We start from the raw sequence: 18,999 nt of genomic DNA, 5'->3' as shown, positions 1-18,999 counted from the left end.
AGTGAAGATTTCAGCAACAGTGATCACATTCAACGAAGAAAAAAATATCGAGCGATGCTTAAAGTCACTTGATGGCCTCGTTGATGAAATTATTGTGGTGGATTCATTTTCGACTGACCGCACACAAGAAATATGTGAATCCTTTGAAGGTGTTCGCTTTATCAAAAATACATTTGAAGGCCATATTCAGCAAAAAAACTTCGCCATTTCTCAAGCAAGTCACGAATATATCCTTTCTCTGGATGCCGATGAGGCCATCTCAAGCGAGCTTCGTGATTCGATTTTGGCAATAAAAGAGTCGCTTAGTGATTATGACGGATATAATTTCAATCGTCGTAATTGGTATATCGATCGCTGGATTTATCACTGCGGTTGGTATCCAGATCGTAAGCTTCGAATCTTTCACAAAGACAAGGCCAAATGGGGTGGGGTGAATCCTCACGACATTATTGAAATGTCTCCAAATTCCAGGACTAAATTTCTTGATGGAGATCTTCTTCACTATACTTACTTCTCAATTGAACAACATATTGTTCAGCAAGATAAGTTTTCAACAATAGCAGCGAAAGCCTACTTTGAGCTGGGTAAGAAATCGACAATGTTTCAAATAGTGACGCGTCCCGCACTCGTATTTCTTAGGGATTATATTCTTAGGGCCGGATTCTTAGATGGTGCTCGTGGCTTTATGGTTTGTTATATCAAGGGACTCTATGCTTTTTTAAAATATGCCAAGCTTCGTGAGCTTTGGTTAAAGAAGAAATCATAAAAATAATGCCCTCTTAGCGAGAGCATTATTTCATTCATTACATATTCTGAGTTAATTCATAATCAGTAACAATATTATCTTTAAAGCTGATAATGAGAGATCTTGATGTTCCTGAAAAATCAGTGCTTTCAGATTCTGAAAACACTCCACCAATAATACCTAGTGGACCAGGAATTAAACCTAAAAGAGCTCCTCCTCCACTGCTTTCATTCTGGATAGAAAGTTTCGATGATGAGTAGGCCCAAACCTCAGTATTATCAGCACTCATTGTGGAGTTAGTCGGGCCACCGAAGGTTTTTAGTACTTCAGCTTGTGTTGTTACTCCTTTTACTAGGTGCTTTTTAACGGTAAATGAATCGTAAGATGTTACTTTTGCATTGTTTTTTTGAGGGTTTGGTTTTGGTTGCGTTGCGCAAGATGTGATTGAAATTAGTAGTGGAAGAATGATAATTAGCTTTTTCATATTAGTCTCCTTATTAAGCTTTGTTGGTTTATAGAGAGATTTTGAAAAAACATACAAAATTTTCGGAAATGAAATACGAATATTCAAATTTGAAAAAAATATTCACTTGAAAGCATATCTTTTATGCCCTTGACTGCATATTACTAGCGCGAAATTCAGACTTATGCACACAAGTGAATATTTTGTGAATAAACTGTTGATATATGCACTTAAGTGCATAGTTTTATGGATCCGGTTTCTGATATTCACTCAAGTGAATACCTGACCTCTTCGATATGCATTTGAAGGAATAGTCGCGCAAATTTTGATTCATGTTATAATTTATATAAATCAATATCTGTTTTACGGATGAAACAGGGAGAAACTTAATGAGTTATGACAACTTAGACCTCGAGTTTTTTGAGTACGCCAAGACGGCAATCAAACAAAACGACTACTATGACATTGACCTAAAGGCCTTAAGAAAATCACTTGGCTTGAAGCAAACGGATCTTGTTGGAATTGACCAGCCGGATGTATCTAAAATTGAGAATCGCCTTGATCTGAAACTATCCACTTTAAATAAGTATGCAAAGGCGTGTGGGCTTGAGATGGAGATCGTGTTTCATCCTAAAAACTCTGGAAAATTGGTGCAATAGACGCTATCTTGAATCCCTAAGAAATTATGGAGAAATCAGTGAATCAACTTCCTTGGAACAAGTCGTTAATTATCATTCCAACTTATAATGAGATCATGAATATCGAACGCATGATCGATACAATTTTTGAGAAATACCCAGAGGTATCTCTTTTAATTATTGAAGATGGATCTCCTGATGGAACGGCCGATGTTGTAAAAAAGAAGATGGAGACGAATTCAAATCTTCATATCATTGAGCGACAAGGAAAGCTTGGATTAGGGACAGCTTATATCACAGGTTTTAAGTGGGCACTTGAAAGAGAATATGACTTTGTCTTTGAAATGGACTGTGATTTTTCTCATGACCCTGATTCGGTAAAAGATTTATTAGCGGCAGCTCAAGAAAATGATCTTGTTATCGGCTCTCGTTACATTGATGGGATTAGAATTATCAATTGGCCATTTAGAAGATTACTTCTTTCTTACTGTGCTTCAATTTATACTCGTTTTATGACTGGCATTCCTGTTCAAGATACAACTGGTGGTTTTAAATGTTTTACACGTAAGGCATTATCAGCACTTAATCTTGATGGCATAATTTCTAACGGTTATATCTTTCAACTAGAACTAAATTATAAAGTTTGGGCAAAGGGCCTATCGGTTAAAGAAGTTCCAATTATCTTTTATGAGCGTCGTGATGGGCAATCAAAAATGGGTGGTGGAATTATTTTTGAAGCCTTCTTTAACGTCATTAATTTAAGGCTTAGAAAAATTTTCGGAATGCTATAGAGATCATATGAAGCAGATTTACTATATTAAAAATGCACTTAACTGGTTTGTTCCTAAGTTTATTTACGAAAGGAAAGCACAGCAGTTATTGGCCGCATACGAGAAATCAAAAGATTCATATATAGAAGATCGCTTAAATTATTATAATAAACTAGAAAAAGATTTCTCTTTACCTGAAGATGAAAATCAAAATAATAAAATAAAAAATATTCCTCGAACATTTAGAATCAAAGATTTTAAGAAGATGGATGGGACAACTTATTATTTCGATATTCTCGACATTATTAAGTACTTTCCAAAAAAATTAAAATTCCGCTATATCTCTGGAGATGTCACAGATGTTCCAGAACTTCCTTCAATTGTAAAAAGTAGACCTGTTAGCAATAACCAAAACTCTGTCTTATTGAAACTTAATAAAATTCGCCATTTTAAATTCATTAGTGATCCTCTAAGCTATGAAGAGAAAAAAAACATTGCAGTTTGGCGAGGGGCCAACCTGGTTCCACATAGACAAGTTGTTGTTGAACAATTCTATAATCACCCTCTTTGTGATATTGGTCAAACGACACCAATTGAAGGCAATCCTTGGGAAAAAGGTTTTCTCAGTATAGATGAACAACTTCAATATAAGTTTATCCTTTGTATTGAAGGCAATGATGTGGCCACGAATCTAAAATGGGTAATGTCATCTAACTCTGTTGCTGTCATGTCTAAGCCAAAATATGAAACTTGGTTCATGGAAGGTAGGCTCGTTGCTGGCAAACACTATGTTGAAGTTAAGGATGACTATTCAGATCTACCTGAAAAACTTCAGTATTATATTGAGAACCCTGATGAGGCTAAGGCCATTATCGAGAATGCGCACGCGTGGGTTGAGCAGTTTAAAGATGAACGCAGAGAGTTATTAATTTCACTTTTAGTGGCCACTAAGTATTTTAACTATTCGCAATAAAAAGCGTTAAACTTTTGATTTAATTGCACTCTTTTTTCTATGTTAAGAAAGTGTTAAGATAGTTAACTATGTTCTTCACTACAAAAGCACTTTGGTTTCTATATTTTTACTTTAATACATGGCTAATTTTGAAATGGCGCTTATACAATTCGCTACACTTAACAGACTACTTGGTTATAGCTGCAGGCTTTGGTTTAATCTACCTCTATAGTGAAGCAATGAATAAACTTGTGAAGCCAGTATTTCTACGTGTGCTACTAAGTATTTTTCTTATTTGCTTATACTATATTGCTGGTAAGTATCATTTTCGAGTAAAGACAAGCTTTGATTTAGTGGTTTTCATTTCAAATTTTAGAGAAACATTTAATGCTGCCAGTGGAGATGTAATTCTAAACACAATGAAGCTTAAAGATTTTTACGAGACTTTAGCACTTGTTCCATTACTTCTTTTTGCACAATTTAAATTCAAGGTTTTTAATCTTAAAAATCAACTGACGCCTTTGAAAGGACTAGGGCTACTTACTTCATATCTTGCATTGATTTTTGCTCTACCATATCCATTTGGAGAAATTTCATATTCAGTTAAGTCTGTCGTGGAATCATTTAGGCCACTAGAAGCAAAACATACTTACGAGGTAGAAAGAGAGATATCATCGCATTTTCAACAGGTAAGAAAACCAAATATTATTCTAGTTTCAATGGAATCCTTTAATGGCCTCTATGTTAATAAGAAAACGAAGGATGGAAAAGAAGTCACTCCAGTCTTTAATTCATTATTAAAAGAAGGGCTCTCAATTGATGACTTCTATGGAAACTCTGTTCAAACAGTTAAAGGTCAATTTGCAACTTATTGTTCCCAAGTACCTCTTATCAGAGGGAAGGCTTCATACCAACTCGATAACACTTTGATCAAATGCCTACCGAAAGTATTTTCAGAAATTGGATATCAATCATATTTTCACAAGTGTTTTCAAGACTTAAGCTTTGATAATACTCATAACTTTATGGTCGATATTGGTTTTGATCATATTCTTAAAACTGATATGTCTCAAATGACTGAGTATGAAAGAACACACAATGTTTGGGGCTGGGGAGTTCAGGATGATATTTCTTATAAGCAATTTGTAAAAAATATTAAGAATATTACTTCAAAGAGTAACAAACCAATATTTGCTACAATCCATACAGTTTCACATCATATGAAGTTTGGTAATGTTCCAAAAGAACAACGTGAACTTTTCCCTGAGCAAAGATCGAAAGAAGAAGCATTTCTTAATTCTTTAAATGTATCAGATAAGTATCTAGGGACGCTGATTAAAGAATTGAAAGTAAATGGTTTATATGAAGACTCACTAATCATAATTACGGCCGATCACAGTTATCCTAATGGAGAGCATGGATTCTATGATGCACAAACATCTTATTTCCAAGAGTTCTTCAAAATACCATTTTTAGCTATTTGGAAGGGTGAAATTGTTCCTCAGGTAATTAAAGGTAAAACTTTTTCACAAGTTGATATTCTTCCTACTATTTTGGACCTAATGGGCATTTCTGAAAAAATCGAAACGGCCGGTGTATCAATGCTTAATGAGCAAGGTTCGACCGCACTACTTGTTCAACCATACAATGGTGTAACTCTTGCTGCTGTTGAGTGGCCTTATAAGTTAGTATGGCAGAAGAAGTCTGATCGAAAATTACTTTTTAATTTAATGACAGACCCAAAGGAAGAGAGTCCAATTTCTGATAAACCAGAAATTACAGCTAAACTATGGGACAAAATGGATTACATCATTTTCAGTGAAAATCGTTTTTTGAATTTAAATTCAACGAAGAGAAAACTACTTTCTGCTAGTGAGTGATGCTTCCTCTATTTTAGGAGTAAGGCTTCGAAGGAAGTTATTAGTATTTCTTTCAAACTTCTCAAGAAGTGTTCTTTCATTACTAAAGAGATCGACACCTAATCCAATTTTATGATTATAGCCTAAAGCACTTAGTAGTGTTGTTCCTATATCTAAAGTAGATGCTGGTTTTAAATTATTTATTTTCCTATCAACATTGTAGAAACGAAGTAGGTTTCTTCGTGGTAATTTTTTAAGGAGTTTACTTGCTGTTGTTTGAAATGAAAGATGGTCAGAAGCCAGTACAATCACAGTCTCTCCATTGTCTTCTTTTAAAATCTTTTTGATAAACTCAGCGATATTATAATCACTACACTTGATTGCATTTAGATATGGATTCTTGCCGTCTTTATAATTTAGGTTACAAAGAGGAGACTTATGTCCTTTGGGATAATGAGTATCGAGAGTAACTAAGACTAAACCAAATGGTTTATCGCTGGACTTAAGAATTTTGTATTTATCAAAAGCTTCTTGAAGCAGGTATTCATCGTAAAGCCCCCACTGACTAAAGTACTTTTCACTTTTATATTTCTTTTGAAAATATGAAAGGCCACTTAAGTTTTTAAACCCATGAGACTTATAAAATTTTCGAGTGTTTGCAAAATCTAGTGCTCCTCCTTGGAGGTAGTGAAGTTCGTATCCTGCCTCAGTTAGCTTATTTCCAATACACTTTATTCCTGGCATAAATTCATCACTCATACTCGGAACTGCAAAGACACCACACTGGGAAGCCACCATTCCCATCATCGTTGCACCTGTTGCATAGACTTGTTCTACATTAGTGAAATCAATGTATTTAGAATCTCTTGTTTTAAGCTCAGTAATCAAACCAGGAAAAATCTCTTCATTAAAGAAGGTTCTTTCCAAGCTTTCGGCGTAAATATAAATGAAGCTCTTTGGATTTTTAACTGTCTCGATCTTAAAATCATTTTTTAAATTTTTGCTAGAGATGGTTTCAACTTCTTTGAAGTGTGAATATGGCCTAAACCACTCGTAGAAATCTTTTGTTGCTGGATTTACAAGAATTGCAATTACTCCGACGAAAGTTACAAAAACGTTATTTTTCTTTGTACGTTTCTTTGCCGCGTAGAGAACAAGTGAAATTGTTAAGAGTATGTAGAAGAAACCAATTATTAACTGAGGGATGAATTCTCCATACCCTGTTCCTTCCCAACTTGTGAGAAGTTGAAACTTTACCGCCTCGTTTAGGCCATCGCCAGTTAGGCTATTGGCCACGTAATAACCTGCAATAAATAACGTATTGATGAGAATAATTGGATAAGACAATGAGATCTGCTGGCCTTTTTTGATAGTCAAAATGTAGTAGGCAATAAATAAAACTGTGGCCAAAAGAAGCATAGGTACGCGGGTCCTTTTCGTGATTTCAGTGTCTTATTAAGATCAATGTATTTATTTTATAGTGCATGCTTCGTAAATACAAAGATTTAGCTCTTTGATTATTCCAATATGGAATAAATCATTTCATCTTCGAAAAAATCGGGAAATTTCACTTATGAAATTTTATTTATGTCTCATCAACTACTTAACAATAAGTTTTATTAATAGATTTTACAGTGTTCATAAATTCTATTGGATTCTGGTGTATGAAAACTATTGAAAAACAACATTGGGATAATTTAGAGAGAGGAGAGCAAAATGGATAAGGTTTTTTTAGAAAGACCTTCGGTAAACGAAGTTTTGCGGGACAAGATCAGAAAGTACAAGAAAGAGCATTCCCGCTTAAGTAGCAATCAAATTGCTAGAAGGCTTGGGCTTCCACCTTCAACATTTCACCGCCTAGAAATGGGTGACGTTAAAAACCCTGGCCTCGACATTTGTGTCACAGTCCTCAATGGCCTGTGCTCAAAAAAAGAGACTGCTGAGTTTGTACGTGAGTATTTTCCTGAGGTGCATGAGAGTTTGTATGGGCATTTTCAGGAGTCACAAACACTTGAAGCTTTTGATGAGTCTGAAGAAAGATATTTTCATGATAATTCAACATATAGAATGATGATTCTTGCGACAACAAAGGCAGGCTTATCTGAGAATTATGTTTTGCAAGAATATGGACGTAAAGGGCATGCAAAGTTTATGAAGCTTGCTGCAAAAGGGATTCTTACAAATAAAAATGGCAATTTTTATGCTTCAAAGGATAGCGGACTATTATCAGATTATACGTTGAATAAGTTATTAACTTTTGTTCATACAGATATGTGTAATGAAATAAATGAACTAGGTTCTCCTGTTAGTACTCTTAGAAATACTTGGTATGCTTCTGTTGACTTGAAGAAGGTTAGTTCAGAATTCACACAGTTAACGGATGAATATATATATCAGATTCGAAGAATAATGAACAAAGAAGAGTATAAAGGTAATGACGTCGTTTTTATAAATAATTTAATAAGACATGTTAAATAGGAAAATAATATGAAAAAGATAATTTTAAGTTTTATAGCTGTATTTCAATTTATTAATGTTAATGCATTGAATTTAAGCTTCGTAGGAGAAACAGGTGGAAATTCAAATACCTTACCAATTGAAAGAATAAAAGAAATATATGACTTTGATAAAGATAAATGGAATATTGGAGATTATAGTTATGATTCTTATTTAAATAGATGGATATTGAAGACTAAGACAAGAGTACTTAGTGTAGACAGTATTGAAATGGTTGATATGTACACGGAAAAGCAAACAGAAGTGCTAAACGTATCTAATGATTTTAAAAATAAGTATAAAAACAAAGTTCCAGCAAAGCTTTTAGAAAAAAGATTGAAAATGAAAGTTAAGTTTAAGGATTATAAATTTGATGATTTTAAATATTGAAAGTAGGAGAGGTTTTACCTCTCCTTTTTTATTTACAGAATTCTAAGTCATATTTGTTAAAAGTTTTAGGGTTATATAGATATTTTATTCTTTCTTGTCTTGTTGTGTTCTCATTAAAGCTTCTAAGAATAGGACCATCGATTTCAGTTTTTGAAAAGTCCAACTTAACATCTTCAATATCACCATCGTAGAGGTAGTAATCATAATCTTTAAAACCAGCATTATTAAAAATGAAAATATCTGAGCGTACGATATAGGCTCTATGACTAATAGAAGATAAAGTTGTCTTTTCATTTATTTCAAAAATATTATTATCAAAATTGATGTAATAGTTAGAATCAATACTTGTACTTTGAGGTGCTTTTGTAAAACATTTCGTTTTAGTTTCGAATCTATTTGGTTTAATAAAGTTAATTTCAAGTAATGAGTCTTCAAGTTCCATCAGCGGATATTCCATAGCAAACATTCCAATAGCGAAAGCGTCTGAAGAATCAAGATTTATAGTTATATTATCAATCTTAGATATTATATCTATTTCAACTTTTTCACCCTCAAGACTAATCCCCTCATACAGCGCAATCTCTTCATGCTTCTTAGTTAGAAAACCAATTACATTACCATCTTGAGAAATTAGCGAGCCGTCTTTTACACCATCGCAATTCTTGATGTTAAGAAGCTGGGACTCGTTATCGAATGAGTTAGCATAAGCTAGTGAGGCATACGTCAGTTCACAAATTTGCTTTTGTAGTTCGCCAAACTTGTTAAAGCTTAAGATTTCTACTGAGTTATTTTCTGAATCAGGAATAGAAATTGAAGCTTGAGTTTCTATTTCTTTGGAAGTCGTAAGTTTAAGAACTTTGTCGTTAAATTCGTTCGATAGAACTTCCTCAACTGACGTGACCTTGATGATTTCACCGGCCGTTGTTTGGATGTGAAATGTATTGCTGGGTTCGGCGCAGTTTTGAGAGATCAGCACTTCTGTTGCTGACTCGACAATGCCGGCACAAGTAATTGATTTGTCGTTAGTTTTTACCGCGACAATTCCATCTGGACACTGTTGGCCTTCACAGAAATTACCAACTTTGGCATTTAGAATGACCTTGTTTGAATTACCATCCGTTGGCTCCAGTTGTGTTGTACTTGGAGAATTCGAATTAATAATTTTCTGCGCATCCTTTGAGCACGAGGCCATCGAGAAAGCTAAGATTAAAATAAGTGGTGCGATTAACTTGTTCATAGATCTAATTTAACTAATATTTGAGAATTATTGCTTCTTAGTGAAATTTATTTATAGGGTGTAAAGAAGTCGAACGGTTTCTAAGTTATTAATATTATATATAATCTAATAGGTTCGGTTCTATGGGCCCAGTACTGTCAAAAGTATCGACGTACCTAATAAATGAGTGCGACTTATGGCCAGATATGTTATGAAAAGGCATGGAAAATCAGGCTTCTAGAGATATTGCTTATATGCAAATGGCGCTTAATCTAGCGAAATTGGGTGAGGGAACAACTTCTCCCAATCCGATGGTTGGTGCTGTGATTGTAAAAGACGGAATTGTACTTGGAAAAGGTTGGCATAAAAAGGCCGGGCTTCCACATGCAGAACCTGAAGCAATCTCTGATGTGGCCGAAGAACAAAAGTCTGAACTTAAGGGCGCAACAATTTATGTAACTCTTGAGCCTTGCTGCCACACAAATAAAAGAACACCTCCATGTGCACACGAATTATTAAAGCATGGTTTTGCACGTGTTGTTGTTGCATGCCTTGATCCAAATCCACAAGTAGCGGGAAATGGAATCAAGATTTTAGAAGCTGCAGGTATTGAGTGCAAAGTTGGTGTACTTGAAGAAGAGTCAAAAGATCTTAACCGTGTGTTCTTTAAATCAATGCAAAGTAAGCTGCCATTTGTTCATTTGAAACTTGCTCAAACTCTTGATGGAAAACTCTCGACAATGACAGGTGATTCTAAATGGATCACAGATGAGAAAGCGCGCAAGATGGTTCACGCTTTTAGAAAAAGATATGACGGCGTAATGGTTGGTCGCAAGACTCTTAATAATGACGATCCAAGTTTAAATATTCGCTTTGGCCTTGATGATAGTGGGAAAATCCCATATCGAATTGTAATGGGTTCAATTTCAAAAATGGATCCACTTTCAAAAGTATTCAATGACCAACATACAAAGAAAACAATTATCGTAACAACGGGAGCAGACTATCAATCTGCACCTGATGATGTTGTGAAGTTCTTTACTGAAAAGCAAATTCGCATTGTGTTTGCTAAGTGTGAGAATAATGAAATTGTAATCGAAGATGCAATGGCACAGCTGAAGGCCATCGGTGTTCAATCAATTCTAGTTGAAGGAGGCGGTATGCTTGCTTCGACAATCTTGAAAAAGCAGCTTGCTGATAAGATGACAATTTTTGTGGCCCCTAAGATTTTAGGAAATGGTATTGGCTACTATGATGAGCAACTCGACTCAATGGCCGATGCTTTAAATTTTAAAAATGTAAAAGTTAAAAATATAGGATCTCAAGCAATGTTTGAGATTGATACGAGGTCATAGTGTTTACTGGACTAGTAAAAGAAATTGGAAAAGTTGTAAGTGTCCGCTCAAATGCTGAGGGAAAACTTATTGAAGTGAGCTGTAAAGAATTACTATCTGAGATTGCTATTGATGATTCAGTTGCAATTAACGGTGCTTGTCAGACGGCCGTGAAAGTTACGGATTCAACTTTTGTTGTTCAAACTGTACACACGAGTTTAGAGAAGACGACCCTTGGTAGTTTAAGATCAGGTGAAGAAGTAAATCTAGAGCTTGCGCTTCGTGCAAGTGATCGACTTGGTGGCCATATCGTTCAAGGTCACGTGAATGATGTAGGACAAATTGTTCAAATCCAAAGTCGCGGTAATAACTATCTTGTGACGATCAAAGTAAACTCAAAGCAAATGAAATATATTGTGAAAGAAGGATCAATAACAATTGATGGGATTTCACTAACTGTGGCGGATGTCTTTAAGGCCGATTCGTCATTCCAGTTATCTATCATTCCACATACTTGGGAGAACACGGTTTTAAGAAATCGCAGTGTTCAGAGTTTAGTGAATATTGAAGTGGATATCCTGGGAAAATATATAGAAAACTTGCTTTTTAACGGTGCTAGACGTAGTAATGGAGCAAGCACACAAAATTTGGAGTCATTTCTAAATGATTAAATTTGATAAAATTGAAGAGGCCATTGAAGATATTCGTCTCGGTAAAATGGTAATTGTAATTGATGATGAAGACCGTGAAAATGAAGGTGACTTTGTTATGGCGGCAGATCGTATTACTCCTGAGGCCATTAACTTTATGGCAACTGTAGGACGCGGCTTAATTTGTGCACCAATCACAAAAGAGCGTGCTGAAGAACTAGATCTACCTTTGATGGTAAGAGAAAATGATTCTGTTCACCACACGGCATTCACTGTTTCTATTGACGCTGCAAATGGTGGAACTGGAATTTCATGCCAGGATCGTGCACTGACAATCTCTTTACTGGCAGATAAGAAATCAACGCCAGATAGCTTTATGCGTCCAGGTCATATTTTTCCACTAATTGCAAAAGATGGTGGAGTACTAGAAAGAGATGGTCACACTGAAGCTGCTGTTGATATGGCCAGACTTGCTGGATGTTATCCTGCTGGTGTTATCTGTGAAATCATGAGTGAAGATGGGACGATGGCCAAGGCGCCAGAGCTTTCAATGATCGCTGAAAAACATGGCCTAAAATTTATAACAATTAAAGATTTAAAAAAATATAGAGGAGAAACACATGCCTAGAAATCTAGAAGGTAACTTAAATGCATCTGGAAAGAAATTTGCTATTGTAGCAGGACGTTTTAACGAACTTATTACAAGCAAACTATTAGGTGGTGCAATTGATTGCATTAAAAGACATGACGGAAACGTTGATGAAATGGATATTGCTTGGGTACCTGGTGCCTTCGAAATTCCACTAATTGCTCAAAAACTTGCTACATCTAAAAAGTATGATGCTGTTATTACTCTTGGTGCAGTTATTCGTGGATCGACTCCACACTTTGACTTTGTTTCAAATGAAGTTGCTAAAGGTATTTCAAAAGTATCACTTGAGACAGGAATTCCTGTAACTTTTGGTGTTCTTACAGTTGATACAATTGAGCAAGCGATTGAAAGAGCTGGAACAAAAGCTGGAAACAAAGGTTGGGAAGCTGCAATGTCTGCAATCGAAATGGCAACACTTCTTAAATCAATCGAATAAGCTAATTTGAAAATATAGAAAAAGAAAAGGCCACTATGATAGTGGCCTTTTTTATTGGAAAAAACGAAAAAGATACAAACTCTGTCGGTGTGTGGTGATGAGCTTATGGGCCTAAGTTATAGACTATCAACACCGCTGTCAGGTTAAAAAATATAAATAAAAATCTAATTAAAAGATAGAGTGATAAAGAAAAATTGAAGCTGCACTCGCAGCATTCAAGTGAGCAACATAGTTAGTAATAGGAATAAAGAGCTTCTTATCGCAGGCGTCAATAACTTCACGATCCATACCATTGCCCTCATTTCCAATAATTAGCGCTATTTTTTTTGGATATTTATAATCAGTTATTGAAATTGCTCCTTCTTCATTAGCTGTTGCACATACGCTATAGCCAAGGTTTTGAAGTGTTGCAATATCAGCGATAAGGTTAAGTGACTTACATATATTTGCTTCAAAGGCATTACCCATTGATACTCTAATACAACGTCTTAGATAAGGTGATGCACTCTTTGCATCATAGATAATATTATCAAAATCAAATGCCATCGCAGCTCTTGTCATGGTTCCAACATTTTCAGGCGACGTCACACCATTAAAGATAAGAATTCTATCTCCTAATTCATCAATCTTTTTAAGGCCATTAGTTCTAACCTTGGCAAGAATTCCATGATGAAGTTTAAAGCCTGTGATTTCTTCTAGTTCTTTCTTATCTTTAATTAGAACATGCTCGCAGTTTTCGTCGATTAATTCTTTATTTGAATCATAGAACTCTTGAGTCGCAATGATTTTGTCTACTTTGTGATTTGAACGTAGTGCTTTGCAAACTACCTTTTCAGTTTCAGCGATACAATAATCTTCTTTAATCAGATTCTTATCTTTTAAATTATAGAATTCTTCAAAACCATTTATCACTTTAGAATTTCCTTTAAAAACTTACCAGTATGAGATGCCTTAATCTTTGCAATCTCTTCTGGTGTACCAGTACCGACAATTGTTCCACCACGGTGTCCACCTTCTGGTCCTAGGTCAATTATTTGATCAGCTACTTTAAGTACATCTAGGTTGTGTTCGATAATAAGAACTGAGTTATCACTTTCGACAAGTTCATTAATTGCTTTCATTAAAACTTTAATATCTTCAAAGTGAAGACCAGTCGTAGGCTCATCAAGAACATAAAGCGTATGACCTTTTGTAGACTTTGCAAGCTCTCTTGCAAGCTTTAGTCTTTGGGCCTCTCCACCAGAAAGTGTTGTTGCTGGTTGACCAAGAGTCATATAGCCAAGACCAACGTCATTCATTGTCTTTAGGATCTTTCCAAGTCTGCGGTGATTTTTAAAGAATTCATAACCTTCTTCAATTGTCATTTCAAGAACGTCAGCGACTGACTTTCCTTTGTAGAGAACTGATAGAGTTTCGTTGTTATAACGACGTCCATTACACTCATTACAAGTTACATAAACATCTGGAAGAAAGTGCATTTCTATTTTTTGTGTGCCATTTCCTTCACACTCTTCACAGCGTCCACCCTTTACATTAAAGCTGAAACGACCAGGTTTGTAGCCACGAATTTGAGATTCACTTGTCGCCGCAAATAGCTTTCTCACATCATCAAATAGGCCTGAGTAAGTAGCAGGGTTTGAATGAGGAGTTCGGCCAATAGGGGACTGATCTAGCTCAATAACAGTTTTGATTTTATCTAGACCTGTAATTGATTTGTAATTTGCTTTCTCGTAGATTGATCGATTAATTCGAGTCAGTTTACTTTTAACCGCTGGGATTAAAACCTCATGGACAAGTGTAGATTTTCCAGAACCCGAAACACCACTAATACAAACTAGTCCACCAAGAGGGAAGTCAACATCGACCTTCTTTAAGTTATTATGCTCAGCACCTCTGAGTTTAATAAATTCTGTGAGTTTACGACGTTCACTAGGGACTTCAATCTTTACTTTATGGTTAAGATAGTCGGCCGTAAGAGACTTCTTCTTTAAGAAGTTTTTAGTTGTGGCATGGGCCACGATCTCTCCACCGTGAACTCCGGCACCAGGTCCCATATCAATGATATAATCACTGGCCTTCATCGTGTCTTCATCGTGCTCAACAACAAGAACGGTGTTACCAAGATCACGCAACTCTTTTAATGTATGAATTAGTCTTACGTTATCTCTTTGATGAAGTCCGATACTAGGTTCATCTAAGACATAGAGAACACCAGAAAGTGCTGAACCAATTTGAGTTGCGAGGCGAATACGCTGTGACTCACCACCACTTAATGTTCCAGCAGAACGATTAAGTGTTAAATAATCAAGACCTACATCATTTAAGAATTTGAGACGAGAAGTAATTTCAATTAATAGCTTTGCACCAATCTTTTCTTTGATACCTTCAAGTTTTAAGCTCTTAAAGTATTCATAAGTTTCACTAAGTGGTACTTCACAAAGCTCAATAATATTTTTGTCACCAACTTTAGTGCTTAAGGCAATTGTATTAAGACGGCGTCCATTACATTCTGAACACTTTTGTACACGCATACTCTTTTCAAGCTCAGAGCGCACTCTCTCAGAAGTAGACTCTTGATACTTTTTGTCGAGCCAACTAATTAGTCCAGGAAATGGTTTAGAGAATTCAAAAACTGAATTTTCTGATTTAAATTTATAGGTATAAACCTTATCAGTTCCTTCAGTTAGAATTTTGAATATTTTCTTTGGCATCTTTGAAAGAGGAAGCTTTAAATCAAAGCCTTCTTCTTTAAGCATGCACTCAACCATTTTATGAAGAAAGTTATTCTTTTTAGTTAAGAGTGGGATAGCTCCCTTAAGTACAGGGAGAGAGTCATCAAAAATAATCTCACTAAGAACAAATTCTTTTGATTCTCCAAGGCCATTACATTTCCCACAAGCACCTACAGGTGAGTTGAAAGAGAAGAGTCTTGGTTCAAGATCAGGGAAGACTTCACCAGTTACGTGAGACATATTGATTTCAGAATATGTATGGTACTCATCATCAATCATGACGTGAATAATTCCATTACCAAGTTTAAGTCCTAACTCGACAGAATCTGTTAAGCGTTTTTCAATATCTGCTTTAACGAGGATTCGATCAATAACCACAAGTATTTCATCAGTTGCTTTAAGAGATTTGATTTCACTACTATCAAGAAGCATGATTTCATCATTTACAATAAAACGAGAAAACCCCATTGATAGGTATTTTGCCATCTGTTGCTCAAGGGCTTTCTTCGTTTCGTCAGTTATTTCAACTGTAATATGAAGCTTTGTTTTCTCAGGTAGCTCCATAAGATCGCGCGTGATCTGTCCTGGTGTGTAGCTAATAACTTTTTCACCATTATTTGGATCGTAGAGATCACCAACACGAGCAAAGAGTACTCTCATATAATCGTAAACTTCAGTAATTGTTCCCACTGTTGATCGAGGGTTTTTACTCGTTGTTTTTTGGTCAATTGCAATGGCCGGTGAGAGTCCAGTGATAGACTCAACATCTGGTGCTTGTTGTTGTCCAAGAAATTGTCTTGCATATGATGAAAGAGATTCAATATAGCGTCTTTGCCCTTCCGCGTAGATTGTATCAAAGGCAAGAGAGCTCTTTCCCGATCCCGAAGGCCCAGTAATAACAGTTAATTGATTTTTTGGAATATCAATTGTGACGTCTTTTAAATTGTGAACACGTGCTTTTACGACTTTGATTTCATTGTTCATTTTTTATTACCTTTAAAGCTAACTTTAAAACATAGTAGCAGCCCATATAATTGGCACGATCCTTTCCATAAAGGTCAAAGGCCGTACCGTGATCAACACTTAGGCGAAGATAGGGCATACCTAAAGTGATATTGGCACCTTTAGACTTAAACATCGTCTTAAATGGCGCAAGACCTTGATCGTGGTACATATAAACGTAGAGCTTATCACTTGCAAAACTATCATTTAAAAAGAGGCCATCTGCTGGCAGCGGGCCAATAATTCTTTCATCGATATCAAGTTCTTTAATAGCTCTTACAATTTCTTTTTCTTCGCTACCAAGAATACCACCTTCTCCAGCATGTGGATTAATACCAGAAATAATGACATCACTTAAATGGCCAAAATATTTTTTGTAATTATCAACACAAATCTTAATCTTGTTGTGAATAAGATCACTATTTATTTTTGTGGCCACATCCTTAAGAGGAATGTGATCTGTAATCAAAAGAACATTCGCATCATACGACTTAAAGAACATCACCAAATTTTCATTTTTATATCTTTTACGAAAGTATTCTGTGTGTCCTGAAACTGGTTTACCTTCAAAGAATAATTCATTCTTTGTTGTAGGCATGGTTACGAGAATATCGTTAGGTCCACAAAGATCACATGCTTGTTGGAGAGCATTATGTGAATAAGGACTTTGGACTAGTGTATGATTTAATTTGGCAGGTAGTTGGTCTTTAAATTCTTCACCAACGAAGAGATGGAATTTAGACTGCTGACTTAATGATAGAAGGCTCCAAGCTTTTAAAAAAACTTCAAGTCCTATTCCTCTTTCATGGCCAGCAGTAACATAGATCATTTCTTCTATAATGTTTTTACGTAGTGATTCGCTTTCTCACGTTCAAACCACATTCTTGTAACTTCTTTTGCTTTTGCTTCATATAATTGAGCTCTAATTCTATTCTTAGCATTTTGAAATAGAGATGACTCAACAACATCACGTGTTTTTACATAGAAGATATGTGTTTCACCCATCATATTAATTGGTTGAGTGAATTGTCCTTCTTGTGTTTTATTGAGAAGCTTTTGTAACTCTGCAGTTAGGCCGTCGGCCGTGATATCCCCAAGAGTTGAAGTTTCAATTGAACCGTATTTACTTGGAAGTGGACCACCTTTTTGGAAAGATTCCATTGTCTTTTTAAAGTTGGCATAGTCTTTCTTTGTGACAATTGATTCATCAATTGAAAAGTCCACAAGAGTGTAGCGATAAGAGACAGTCTTATTGTTTACATTCTCTTTGAAGAATTCGTTTTTAATTTCTTGTTCACTTACAGAGATAAGTGGAATGATAACAACTGAGTTGAAGTGGTTAAACTCAATAGCTTCTTTATTTAATTCAAAAAACTCTTCAAAATTCGTATTTGATTTCTTAAGGAATGCGATAAGATCATTACGGCTTAGGCCTAGTCTTTGCTCTTTTCTCTTAATTTCTTTCTCTACTGTTGAGTCTGAAATCACATATCCTTGCTCAGCAAGAGTTGAGCGAATGATATATTTTCTGATAATAAGATTAGCGACTACCTTATCTGTATATTTCATATCTTTCTTATAGATAAATGGAGAAATATTTTGGCGAATAGGAAGTGATTTCTTCACACGTTCGATCATTGATTTTGTGATGACGTGCTCATCAACTACTGCCGTAATCTTATCTAAAAGTTTTGTGTTTTTTGCTTGTAGGTTTAATGTTGAAAAAAGTAGGGCCAAAAAAAGAAAAAGCCTCATGAACACCTCTTATTACTGTTCTTTCATCGATGAAGTATAGAACAATAATTTATCGTGCCCATGAGGCTTGTGCAAATTATTTAATCTGAATTACTTTAGATTTTTGTCTAAAATTTTAATATTGGCTTTTTTACGTAAGCCTGCGAAATAATCTTCAATAATTTTATCGCGCTTCCTGTCATAAACAAACTTTTTGTAAGCGCCCATATTGATATCTTCGTACTTTTTCACACCAAGAACCTTAATTACATGGTAACCAAGTTGAGTACGAACCGGACGAGTGATAAATCCATCTTTCTTTCCCTTAATGGCCGCAAAATACTCTGGTGCCATAAAGAAAGCTGGTTGATATCCTACGTCACCACCAGTATGAGCGTTTGGTGATTGTGAATACTTATTAGCAAATTCAGCGAATTTAGCTGGCTCTTGAGTTACTTTCTCATGAATTTCGAAAATCTTCTTTTGAGCAGCATTAATTTCATTTTCAGATGGCGCAACTCTTACTCTTAGTAAGATATGTGCCGTACGATACTCTGGGTATTCACTATAGAATTTCTTTACATCTGCATCTGTTACTTTAATCTTTTGGAATTCACCTTCCAGATCTTTTGAAACTTGAGCGTTAAAGATAACTTCTTCTAGTTTTCTTACAACGATAGGGTCTTTATCAAGCTTTGCTTTCTTAGCTTTTTCAACACCTAGTTTTTTGTTGATTAGGTCTGTAAGAACTCTTTTCATCGTTACAGGATCATCAGAAACAACATACTTATTTAGTAGGTATGCTTGGTCTAATTCTTCCTTCGTGATTTTTTGACCATTAACTTCAGCTACAACTTTCTTTGGTGCAGCTTCAAGTCCTAGTGCAAGTAGTAAAACTAAGATGATTTTACCGTACATATAGATATCCTT

General features: G+C 35.4%; 18 protein-coding genes and 1 pseudogene. 11 read left to right on the top strand and 8 right to left on the bottom strand.

The genetic code is table 11. From position 1 onward, the window contains the following. Window position 1 precedes the first annotated feature (1 nt). A complete protein-coding gene (locus tag ACRXC1_RS15775; protein WP_433660235.1) occupies window positions 2–766 on the top strand; it encodes a glycosyltransferase family 2 protein in 765 nt (254 codons plus the stop codon). Between the two features lie 37 nt (window positions 767–803). Here ACRXC1_RS15775 and ACRXC1_RS15770 read toward each other — a convergent pair whose 3' ends face one another. Next, window positions 804–1,229, bottom strand: a complete 426-nt coding sequence (locus ACRXC1_RS15770; RefSeq protein WP_433660233.1) for a hypothetical protein — start codon at window positions 1,227–1,229, stop codon at window positions 804–806. Window positions 1,230–1,597: 368 nt separating this feature from the next. On the opposite strand from ACRXC1_RS15770, the gene ACRXC1_RS15765 reads away from it, so the two are divergent. The 4 genes from ACRXC1_RS15765 (at window position 1,598) to ACRXC1_RS15750 (ending at window position 5,448) form a co-directional block, all read left to right on the top strand. Then, complete coding sequence (locus ACRXC1_RS15765; RefSeq protein ID WP_393093260.1) at window positions 1,598–1,867, top strand: helix-turn-helix domain-containing protein; 270 nt, start codon at window positions 1,598–1,600, stop codon at window positions 1,865–1,867. A gap of 26 nt (window positions 1,868–1,893) precedes the next feature. Then, window positions 1,894–2,637, top strand: a complete 744-nt coding sequence (locus ACRXC1_RS15760) for a polyprenol monophosphomannose synthase (RefSeq protein WP_433660230.1) — start codon at window positions 1,894–1,896, stop codon at window positions 2,635–2,637. 7 nt (window positions 2,638–2,644) lie between these two features. Beyond that, entirely contained in the window at window positions 2,645–3,589 is a 945-nt protein-coding gene (locus tag ACRXC1_RS15755) for a glycosyl transferase family 90 (protein ID WP_433660228.1), read from the top strand. A 128-nt stretch (window positions 3,590–3,717) separates the two neighbouring features. After that, a complete protein-coding gene (locus tag ACRXC1_RS15750) occupies window positions 3,718–5,448 on the top strand; it encodes an LTA synthase family protein (protein ID WP_433660225.1) in 1,731 nt (576 codons plus the stop codon). Here ACRXC1_RS15750 and ACRXC1_RS15745 read toward each other — a convergent pair. After that, window positions 5,428–6,774, bottom strand: a complete 1,347-nt coding sequence (locus ACRXC1_RS15745; protein WP_433660223.1) for a sulfatase-like hydrolase/transferase — start codon at window positions 6,772–6,774, stop codon at window positions 5,428–5,430. The two genes, ACRXC1_RS15750 and ACRXC1_RS15745, sit on opposite strands and share 21 nt — an antisense overlap. Before the next feature lie 369 nt (window positions 6,775–7,143). On the opposite strand from ACRXC1_RS15745, the gene ACRXC1_RS15740 reads away from it, so the two are divergent. Both ACRXC1_RS15740 and ACRXC1_RS15735 read left to right on the top strand, forming a co-directional pair. Then, window positions 7,144–7,905, top strand: a complete 762-nt coding sequence (locus ACRXC1_RS15740) for a hypothetical protein (protein WP_433660221.1) — start codon at window positions 7,144–7,146, stop codon at window positions 7,903–7,905. A 9-nt stretch (window positions 7,906–7,914) separates the two neighbouring features. After that, complete coding sequence (locus ACRXC1_RS15735; RefSeq protein ID WP_433660219.1) at window positions 7,915–8,313, top strand: hypothetical protein; 399 nt, start codon at window positions 7,915–7,917, stop codon at window positions 8,311–8,313. A gap of 28 nt (window positions 8,314–8,341) precedes the next feature. Here ACRXC1_RS15735 and ACRXC1_RS15730 read toward each other — a convergent pair whose 3' ends face one another. Then, on the bottom strand, window positions 8,342–9,550 hold the full coding sequence (locus ACRXC1_RS15730; protein ID WP_433660217.1) for a hypothetical protein: 1,209 nt from the start codon (window positions 9,548–9,550) through the stop codon (window positions 8,342–8,344). A 200-nt stretch (window positions 9,551–9,750) separates the two neighbouring features. Here ACRXC1_RS15730 and ribD point away from each other — a divergent pair, with 200 nt between their 5' ends. From ribD to ribH, 4 genes and pseudogenes are all read left to right on the top strand, one after another. Further along, window positions 9,751–10,884, top strand: coding sequence for a bifunctional diaminohydroxyphosphoribosylaminopyrimidine deaminase/5-amino-6-(5-phosphoribosylamino)uracil reductase RibD (gene ribD, locus ACRXC1_RS15725; RefSeq protein ID WP_433660214.1), 1,134 nt, complete (start codon window positions 9,751–9,753; stop codon window positions 10,882–10,884). Further along, entirely contained in the window at window positions 10,884–11,534 is a 651-nt protein-coding gene (locus ACRXC1_RS15720; RefSeq protein ID WP_433660212.1) for a riboflavin synthase, read from the top strand. The genes ribD and ACRXC1_RS15720 overlap by 1 nt, the downstream gene beginning before the upstream one ends. After that, window positions 11,527–12,123: pseudogene (ribB, locus tag ACRXC1_RS15715) on the top strand (3,4-dihydroxy-2-butanone-4-phosphate synthase); the annotation flags it as partial. The gene ACRXC1_RS15720 and the pseudogene ribB, both read left to right, overlap by 8 nt. A gap of 10 nt (window positions 12,124–12,133) precedes the next feature. Further along, entirely contained in the window at window positions 12,134–12,601 is a 468-nt protein-coding gene (gene ribH / locus ACRXC1_RS15710; RefSeq protein WP_433660210.1) for a 6,7-dimethyl-8-ribityllumazine synthase, read from the top strand. 168 nt (window positions 12,602–12,769) lie between these two features. On the opposite strand, the gene ACRXC1_RS15705 is transcribed toward ribH, so the two are convergent. The 5 genes from ACRXC1_RS15705 to ACRXC1_RS15685 all read right to left on the bottom strand — a co-directional run bounded on the left by ACRXC1_RS15705 (window position 12,770) and on the right by ACRXC1_RS15685 (window position 18,987). Next, complete coding sequence (locus ACRXC1_RS15705) at window positions 12,770–13,513, bottom strand: TrmH family RNA methyltransferase (RefSeq protein WP_433660208.1); 744 nt, start codon at window positions 13,511–13,513, stop codon at window positions 12,770–12,772. Next, window positions 13,510–16,317 carry an excinuclease ABC subunit UvrA gene (gene uvrA, locus ACRXC1_RS15700; protein ID WP_433660206.1) on the bottom strand — a complete coding sequence of 936 codons (2,808 nt, stop codon included), beginning with the start codon at window positions 16,315–16,317 and terminating at the stop codon, window positions 13,510–13,512. Before uvrA ends, ACRXC1_RS15705 begins: the two co-directional genes overlap by 4 nt. Next, window positions 16,307–17,164: a PdxA family dehydrogenase gene (locus tag ACRXC1_RS15695; RefSeq protein ID WP_433660204.1), complete on the bottom strand. Its 858-nt coding sequence runs from the start codon at window positions 17,162–17,164 to the stop codon at window positions 16,307–16,309. Before ACRXC1_RS15695 ends, uvrA begins: the two co-directional genes overlap by 11 nt. Before the next feature lie 5 nt (window positions 17,165–17,169). Next, window positions 17,170–18,090 carry a peptidylprolyl isomerase gene (locus tag ACRXC1_RS15690; RefSeq protein WP_433660202.1) on the bottom strand — a complete coding sequence of 307 codons (921 nt, stop codon included), beginning with the start codon at window positions 18,088–18,090 and terminating at the stop codon, window positions 17,170–17,172. A gap of 90 nt (window positions 18,091–18,180) precedes the next feature. Next, window positions 18,181–18,987, bottom strand: a complete 807-nt coding sequence (locus ACRXC1_RS15685; protein ID WP_433660200.1) for a peptidylprolyl isomerase — start codon at window positions 18,985–18,987, stop codon at window positions 18,181–18,183. Window positions 18,988–18,999 lie beyond the last annotated feature (12 nt).

It is taken from the genome of Halobacteriovorax sp. GFR8 (genome assembly GCF_050955245.1).
Classification (GTDB): Bacteria; Bdellovibrionota; Bacteriovoracia; order Bacteriovoracales; family Bacteriovoracaceae; genus Halobacteriovorax_A.
This window is presented reverse-complemented; position numbering and strand designations above follow the sequence as displayed.